Raw genomic sequence first — 6,957 nt, 5'->3', positions numbered from 1 at the left:
CTTCGTCTTGGTCGACAAAAAGAACGCTACGGGTGGGTCGAGGGTGGGGCCACTTCAAACGACTAAAAGCCTCAAAGGTGGGGCCACTTCAGAGTGCCATACCCATCTGCGGTTCAGCTCAGCCGGGACGATCGAAGGCGGCCGATCATTTTGAACTCGCGAACCTCGAATGGATGCGTCGCCCAACGCTTGCACCGCTACCTGAGCGTTGTGTCGTTTATCGCATTCGAGAATAAGTTACAAGCAAGTCAACGTGAATGCAGGTCGTGGCCGGTCGAAATCAAATAATGCAACTCGCTATCAAACCGGAAGGCTTAAAATCGAATTGCCGAGTAGACGGCAGCGAAAGTGGAAACTCACTGGTACGAGCTGTAGCAGGGGCCACAAATGCAAAGCAGTTCGCTCATCAAGGTACTGTTGCTCGCTCTCTACGAAGCAGCACTCCCTTGATCAAACTCCGCCCGTCGCCGAACAATGGCAATAGGAACGCTCCGTGGAGCAAATACCACCAGTGAAGCTGCAGGTCTGGCACTATCAGCAAAAGCAACACTCCAATAGACATGCAGCTGAGTGGCCCAGCTAGAGCGCCACGCACAATTTCCCACCCAGTCATTTCTCCGTGCGGGACCACTGACACACGCAGTAGGGTCACTTCCACTGAGACCCTCAAATTCCTGATCCCGGCCAAGCTCATAATGTGACCACACTCGTGGACTATGAAGCTCAACCACACTCCAAGAATCGCGTGCGCTAGAAGCAGGATCGACCAGAGAGTCAAAACCGGGTCGGAGGTCACGAGCGACAGTACAAGTATCAGCCCGAACAAGACCACAGATAGACAAGCAAACCAACTACTGCGCCGGAGCAACCCAAGTAGTGCCAGGCTCGCACCTGATTGTTCGCTCACTCGATCTGGGCCAATTAACTGGCTCGCTCATCGATCAACTTTGCCCTATAGCCGCGCAGGAAGTTCAACGCGACTAGGAAAGCAAAGACCGACACTGAAGAGATCACGAAAAACAATACGATTGGTGTAAAGTCATGCACCCCGAATCCCATCTGGATGGCTCCGTTTGCGCCGTCACGGACCTCGAAGAACAAGCCGTCGAAGAACGTCAAGCGCCGACCAAGTTCACTTCCCTCCGCGAACATGGTGAAGATCATCGACAATGTGGCGGTAGCCGCTGTAACTATGAATCCAACCGTGATCGCTATCCCAATATTACGCAACAATTTCATAGCGCCTTATCCTTTCGATTCTGTTTATTCCCACGATGCTGTAGGCGACAACTGCCACAGACAACAAGACGACTACGGCGACATTTATAGCTACTGGCAGGCTGAAGATATTCAAACCCATTGCGACCATCGCCACAATTGCAAATACGAGGACTACGCCGACGACTACGGAAAATGGATTTCCGTTGTCTGCGGGGAAGAGAATGCCAACCAAAGTCGAAAGCAAGATGTTGCATGCGGAGAACCCAATAGCGAGGGCGCTGTGCTGAATCCCGATGCCGAGCCAGGTAGAGACCGCGACAGCCGGAACCGCCACAACGAGAAGCACTATTGCTTGCGCTGTTACCAGATTGAGGTATGAAGCTACCGCGCCCTGCACTGCTGGCGTCGCGCGGCGGATCGGCTCACTATTTGCGAAAGCATACACACCCTGAAATGTCACGAACAGAAGGACATAGGGTGGAATCTCGATCTTCAGTATTGCTATCCCGGCGGTTGCCAGTGTTGCAAAGAGCAATACGATGAGCGTTTCAAAGCTGCGCACTAGCGCGAGTAGATGAAGACCAAGCTGACTCGATGCGAGCTTCCCGCTCAGCACACGATAGTGCTGCTTTACGGGTTCATAGTCCTTTGGTGCAGCAACAAGCACCAATGTGCCCAGCGCTAAAAGCAAAATCAGGAAAACGAGGACAGCGAGCGCTGGGCCAGCAGAGTCTGCAATTTTCAAGAAGCCCAACTGGGGTATGAAGTATGGCTGACCTGAAAGATATCCTTGGAGCATCTCTTGTGATTGTGAGTTAGCAAGCGTAAACATACCCACCAACGCGGCCGCAAAGAGAAACGGGATGATCAACCCGCGCAGGCGGCCCGCTCCGATCGTAATTACGAGCCGCTCTACGCCGAGGTACACGATGCTGAACAACAGGTAGCACAGGATTGTCGGAAAGAAGATTGCCGCCACTGCGCGCCAGATTATTGAGAACCCACTAATTGTCGCCGCCGCAATGATGAATGCTCCGAACGTGATCAACGATGCTCCGACAACCATGAGTGCCTCGAAGATAGCAAATGCTAGTGTTCGTTCACGGTTGGTCGCAGGAAGCATGAACGTCAATTGCGTTAGTTGATCAGCCTTCAGAAACAGAACGCGCACGATGGTGTATGCGATTAGCACCCAAAATGGTGTGGCTGCGCCGCCGGAGAGTAGGAGGATTTCCACTATCTCTGCGTCGAAGTATTGCCGTACCACTACCACCGTGAGCAAGCCGTACCCGACGAATGCGGTGAGAGCAATCGCTATTGCCGCTGTCTTCGCAGTCTTTGATCGAAGTATGCCGCGACCAAAAACGCGGCGGTTTATAAATGTAAGCAGGAAGCGAACGAGGATCAGCGTGCTACGGAAGCTCATCCGCTTCTTCCCTCAAGTAGTCGCGCACGAGTGCATCGATGGAGCCGTATTCGCCAAACACCTCGGTCATCGAGTCATCGGTGACAATGAACCCGTGAGCGAGAAATAGAAGTCGCTGAGAGACCCTTTGAAGCATGGCGAAATCGTGGCTACAAACGATCACCGATCTGCCGTCCCGAGCCAAAGATTGGACATCGCTTTCGAAGGCGTAAGCGGCGTCAAGGTCAATACCGTTAAGGGTCTCGTCGATAATCGTCAGCTCGCGCTTCAAAAGCAAGGCGGCAATCAACTGAAGCTTCTTGCGCATTCCATGCGAGTAGTCCTCAATTAGTTCGTCCGCGCGCCCCATCATCTGGTAGCGCGCGAACTTTTTCACCGCCTCTGCTCTGTCTATTGTCTCTCCGTAGAGGCTCGCGACAAAGTGTAGGTACTCACTCCCGGTTAGGAACTCAGGGAGGTAATCGTTGCTCGCCAAATACATCGAACGCATCTTAGATTCGCGAGATCCGTTGTCCTGGCCGCCTAGGCGAATCGATCCATCACGCAAGTGCAACAGATCGACGATCAGCTTGATCAGGGTCGACTTTCCCGACCCATTGGGCCCGACGAGAGCAACCACCTCATTTTCAGGTACTTCGAACGACACGTCATGCAAAACTGGAAAGCTCCTTTTGTAGGAGAAGCTGACCGAATCTACATTCAAAATCATGTAAACCTCACTGGATGCGGGGCGGCACTCTTGGAAGCGCCGTGACGCATCCGCACTCATAGTGTTAGGAAAGTGAACTGAAATGCCTCAAATGCATTCCACCCACATCGAGATGCCTACCCGGCTCCAGTTCCAGTTTCCTGTGAAGCGACGACCTCCCGCCTGCGTCAAACACCAAATCGACATCGCTACCAGGTAGGCGAAGGCGAGCACCAGAAGGACGGCGAGCAGCACCAGCCACCAAGCGTCGTATCTCACAATCATGTCGTCCAGTCGATTGCGCAGCCGGTACACGGCGGCTGTCGCTTGGATCTCTAAAGTATCCACCATTTTGTCCTTCTCCTAGAACGTGACCGGCCTTGCGCCGCTTGTAAGTGAACATTACACAATTTCGAGGTCTTTGGGTAGACTCCGCGTTCCACCCTCAAGCAGGAATAGACCGAGTCGTAGTTGATTGCAGGCCTGGCGAGGTGGCCGGTCGTGGGATGAAGCCCATCAGACGGCACAAAGCCGCATTCAAACTCGACGGCTTCTGCATCGTGGCTGATCGCGCCTCCAACATCGACCCTCAGAGGACTTCCACCTCCCCGCTAGGAAAGCGGGATTCGAACTCGTATTCGTAACCGAGTTTCGCAAATTCGAGGGCGCCTTTGGTTTCTCCGTTGCGGCTCGGGTTCCAGCAATAGACAACGACCGGGGTCCCAGCAGGTATCTCAGCCGCGGCGCGGGTCTCTATCTCGCGTGTGGGCATGTGAATGGCACCTACTGCGCGGGCTTGACTCCAGGTAACATCGCCACGGGTATCGACGAGCACGAAGGCGGCACCGTCGTGCTCGTCTGCTTGCACATCCGAGGGATCTGTCTCGAATTCGAACTTGCTAGTGAAGTGGGTGACTCGGTCGGCGGCAGTAGTGGGTGTCGTCATGCCCACAGAAGAGTGGGATGGGGCGTCAGGCGTGTGCGCTAGCTTCTAATCCTCACCCCACCAACTAATTGAGGAAGCAACTGATTGCATGGCGAGGAAGACATCTACTGCCGCCCCTCTAGTCGATACTCTGCTTCTTCAGAACCTCGCGGACGGCGATGCGAAGTCACTGAGGGCACACGAAAGCTACAGCGGAGAGCGGTTTGCGGCATCCGATGTGGGCGAGCAAGACCTCTCGGGGGTGTCTTTTTCGGAGTGCGAGTTTGTCGAGCTTGAAGCCAACGAGACCAACTTTCGGGCGGCAACTTTTGTCGAATCTCGCTTCGACCGCCTCAATGCGCCGATTTTCACCGCGCCGCGCTCAAATCTTCGAGACGTCAGCATTGAGGGATCTCGACTGGGGTCAGCCGAGTTTTACGAGTCAACCTGGAAATCTGTTCGCTTCAGCCATTGCCGTATTGGCTACCTGAACCTGCGTGGGGCGCACCTGCAGGACGTTCTCTTCGATGACTGCCTGATCGACGAGCTCGATCTTGGTACCGCAACCGCCAACCGCGTCTCGTTCTCCAATACGCAGGTCAACAACCTCGACCTCACGCGCTCCGTGCTCACCAACGTTGATCTTCGCTTCCTGGAGCTGCGGCACCTTTCTGGGGTGGAACATCTGACGGGCGCGACGATCAACTCGCATCAACTGAGCGAACTCGCGCCTCTCCTTGCCAATCACCTAGGGATAGTTCTCGACGATTAGGGAAGCGGTAGCGGTTGGCTGGCGGCTCAGCATCCACCGCTTGTCGTGCAGCACACCCCGGTTTCGGGCAGCAACAGGGTGATGCGTTCGGCGCTCGCCGTATCGCCAGCGATAGCCGCTACTACCGAGCGCACTTGTTCGTAGCCGGTAGCCAGCAGGAAGGTCGGCGCTCGACCGTAACTCTTCATGCCGACAACAAAGACGTTCTTTTCTGGATGCGCGAGCACACTCGCTCCGTGCGGTGAGACGGATCCGCAACTGTGCACATTCGGGTCGATGAGCGGCGCCAGTGCAACGGGAGCTTCGAGCACGGGGTCGAGGCTGAGGTGCAGTTCGCGCAGGATGCTGAGGTCGGGGCGGAATCCGGTGGCGGCGGCTAGGGCATCCACTGTGACTGATTGATTGCCGTCGGGGCCGTGGCTGGCCACGAGAAGTCGCCCGTCGTCTTGTGGTTCTAAGTTCGTAATCGTGAAGTCGGTCAGCAGAGTGACCTTGCCGGCTTCGACCGCTATTTTGAGCCGGGTGCCAAGGGCACCGCGGCTGGGGAGTTCGTCGGCGCTGCCCCCGCCGTAGAGGCTACGAGGCGAACGACCACGGATTGCCCAGGTGATCTGCGTGTCTGGCTGATCCTCTTGCAGCTCGGCGAGGGCGAGCACCGTGTTGGCGGCGGAGTGACCTTTGCCGACGACAAGGGTGTGATGGCCCGCGAATCGTGCACGGTCAACGCCCAGCACGTCGGGAAGTGGGCCGACAAGCCAGTCGCTGCTGGCGGCTTCGCCCTGAGCAGGCAATCCGGATGCACCAACGGGATTGCTGTGGCCCCAAGTTCCCGAAGCGTCGATGATGGCTGATGCCAGGATGTCGTCGACTCCGGTGGGGGATTCGACGCGCACGAGCAGCGGCCGGCGCTCGCGACCGATGGTTCGGCTGGAGTCGATGCCTTGGCGCGACATCCCAATTACGCGGTTGTTGTAGCGGATGAGGGGTGCCAGTTCGGCGGTTTCGGAGAGGGGGCGCAGGTATTCGCTGACGAGTTCGGCGCCGGTCGGCAGCACGTCGGCGTCGGAGGAGCGCCAGACGGTGCGGTCGAGAAGTTCGTGACAGGCGGGGTCGATGCTGAACTTCCAGGGGGAGAAGAACGACACATGGCCCCAGTCGCTGATGGCTGCCCCCGCATGGTCACTCTGTTCAAGCACGATCGTGCTCATCCCGCGGTTGACGAGGTTCGCAGCGGCCGCGAGCCCAATGGGGCCGGCTCCGATCACGACGACGGGCAACGCGGTAGAGGGGGATTGTGCGGCGGTCATTGCTCTCCTCGAGGTCATCTTCAGTGTTCGCTCACAATAACAGTACTTACTGTTGATAACAAAGAGTCTGTGTAAGAATGTCCTTATGAGTGAACGTGTTGACCTTCTGATGATTCAGAAGCCCGCGTGGTCGGCTAGCGCCGAGCGGGCGAAGAGCCTGGCGCCCCTTTTACGCGCGCTGGGGGACCCGAATCGGCTGCAGCTTGTTCTGCTGCTCACTGAGCGCGCCCATACGGTTCGGGAACTCACCGATGCCACGGGCCTCAGCCAAACCTTGGTGAGTCACCACCTCGCGCCCTTGCGTGAGAACGGTCTCGTTGCGGTCACACCGCGCGGCCGCTCAAACGTCTACGAACTCTGCTGCGAAGCTTTCGCGGATCCCGTCAAGATGCTCGCGTCCGTGGCCACGAGTACGGATGCTGGGGCAGAGGCCTGCTGCGTCGTTTCGCCGTAGGCGCAGACGAATGCACGACGCAAATAGTGAGAGTCAAGCTAAACAACAGTGCCCCCGGAGGTGTGTGGTTTCAGGAGATCGTTCATACCTGTGTCGGGTCATCGTTCCTAACTGATAGTTCATCGCTGTCTCGGAAGATGCTGCACGGTTGACAGTGAGTCGAT

The 6,957-nt window shown here is 56.6% G+C and carries 8 protein-coding genes; 2 read left to right on the top strand and 6 right to left on the bottom strand.

Translation table 11 applies throughout. The features are described 5' to 3' along the window. Nucleotides 1-921: 921 nt before the first annotated feature. The 5 genes from ABD112_RS11640 to ABD112_RS11620 form a co-directional block, all read right to left on the bottom strand. Nucleotides 922-1,239, bottom strand: a complete 318-nt coding sequence (locus ABD112_RS11640; protein ID WP_343926053.1) for a hypothetical protein — start codon at nucleotides 1,237-1,239, stop codon at nucleotides 922-924. After that, complete coding sequence (locus tag ABD112_RS11635) at nucleotides 1,223-2,647, bottom strand: hypothetical protein (RefSeq protein ID WP_343926052.1); 1,425 nt, start codon at nucleotides 2,645-2,647, stop codon at nucleotides 1,223-1,225. The genes ABD112_RS11640 and ABD112_RS11635 overlap by 17 nt, the downstream gene beginning before the upstream one ends. Further along, nucleotides 2,634-3,293 (bottom strand): ATP-binding cassette domain-containing protein, encoded by a 660-nt coding sequence (locus tag ABD112_RS11630; protein WP_343926050.1) that lies wholly within the window; start codon nucleotides 3,291-3,293, stop codon nucleotides 2,634-2,636. Before ABD112_RS11630 ends, ABD112_RS11635 begins: the two co-directional genes overlap by 14 nt. A 150-nt stretch (nucleotides 3,294-3,443) precedes the next feature. Next, on the bottom strand, nucleotides 3,444-3,686 hold the full coding sequence (locus ABD112_RS11625) for a hypothetical protein (RefSeq protein ID WP_343926048.1): 243 nt from the start codon (nucleotides 3,684-3,686) through the stop codon (nucleotides 3,444-3,446). A 238-nt stretch (nucleotides 3,687-3,924) separates the two neighbouring features. Then, on the bottom strand, nucleotides 3,925-4,281 hold the full coding sequence (locus tag ABD112_RS11620) for a rhodanese-like domain-containing protein (RefSeq protein WP_343926046.1): 357 nt from the start codon (nucleotides 4,279-4,281) through the stop codon (nucleotides 3,925-3,927). An 88-nt stretch (nucleotides 4,282-4,369) separates the two neighbouring features. Here ABD112_RS11620 and ABD112_RS11615 point away from each other — a divergent pair, with 88 nt between their 5' ends. Then, entirely contained in the window at nucleotides 4,370-5,032 is a 663-nt protein-coding gene (locus ABD112_RS11615; RefSeq protein ID WP_343926044.1) for a pentapeptide repeat-containing protein, read from the top strand. A gap of 26 nt (nucleotides 5,033-5,058) precedes the next feature. On the opposite strand, the gene ABD112_RS11610 is transcribed toward ABD112_RS11615, so the two are convergent. Beyond that, nucleotides 5,059-6,339: an NAD(P)-binding protein gene (locus ABD112_RS11610; RefSeq protein WP_343926042.1), complete on the bottom strand. Its 1,281-nt coding sequence runs from the start codon at nucleotides 6,337-6,339 to the stop codon at nucleotides 5,059-5,061. Nucleotides 6,340-6,424: 85 nt separating this feature from the next. On the opposite strand from ABD112_RS11610, the gene ABD112_RS11605 reads away from it, so the two are divergent. Then, nucleotides 6,425-6,793: an ArsR/SmtB family transcription factor gene (locus ABD112_RS11605; RefSeq protein ID WP_343926040.1), complete on the top strand. Its 369-nt coding sequence runs from the start codon at nucleotides 6,425-6,427 to the stop codon at nucleotides 6,791-6,793. Nucleotides 6,794-6,957 lie beyond the last annotated feature (164 nt).

The sequence above is a fragment of the Rhodoglobus aureus genome (assembly GCF_039527955.1).
GTDB classification, from domain to species: Bacteria; Actinomycetota; Actinomycetes; order Actinomycetales; family Microbacteriaceae; genus Rhodoglobus; species Rhodoglobus aureus.
Note: the sequence above shows the minus strand (reverse complement) of the source record. Positions and strands in the feature narration are given on the sequence as shown.

What these genes read in the sequence shown, in the direction of transcription:
- ABD112_RS11640 (WP_343926053.1), bottom strand. Translation starts at nt 1,239, where the DNA reads ATGAAATTGTTGCGTAATATTGGGATAGCGATCACGGTTGGATTCATA.
- ABD112_RS11635 (WP_343926052.1), bottom strand. Translation starts at nt 2,647, where the DNA reads ATGAGCTTCCGTAGCACGCTGATCCTCGTTCGCTTCCTGCTTACATTT.
- ABD112_RS11625 (WP_343926048.1), bottom strand. Translation starts at nt 3,686, where the DNA reads ATGGTGGATACTTTAGAGATCCAAGCGACAGCCGCCGTGTACCGGCTG.
- ABD112_RS11620 (WP_343926046.1), bottom strand. Translation starts at nt 4,281, where the DNA reads ATGACGACACCCACTACTGCCGCCGACCGAGTCACCCACTTCACTAGC.
- ABD112_RS11615 (WP_343926044.1), top strand. Translation starts at nt 4,370, where the DNA reads ATGGCGAGGAAGACATCTACTGCCGCCCCTCTAGTCGATACTCTGCTT.
- ABD112_RS11610 (WP_343926042.1), bottom strand. Translation starts at nt 6,339, where the DNA reads ATGACCGCCGCACAATCCCCCTCTACCGCGTTGCCCGTCGTCGTGATC.
- ABD112_RS11605 (WP_343926040.1), top strand. Translation starts at nt 6,425, where the DNA reads ATGAGTGAACGTGTTGACCTTCTGATGATTCAGAAGCCCGCGTGGTCG.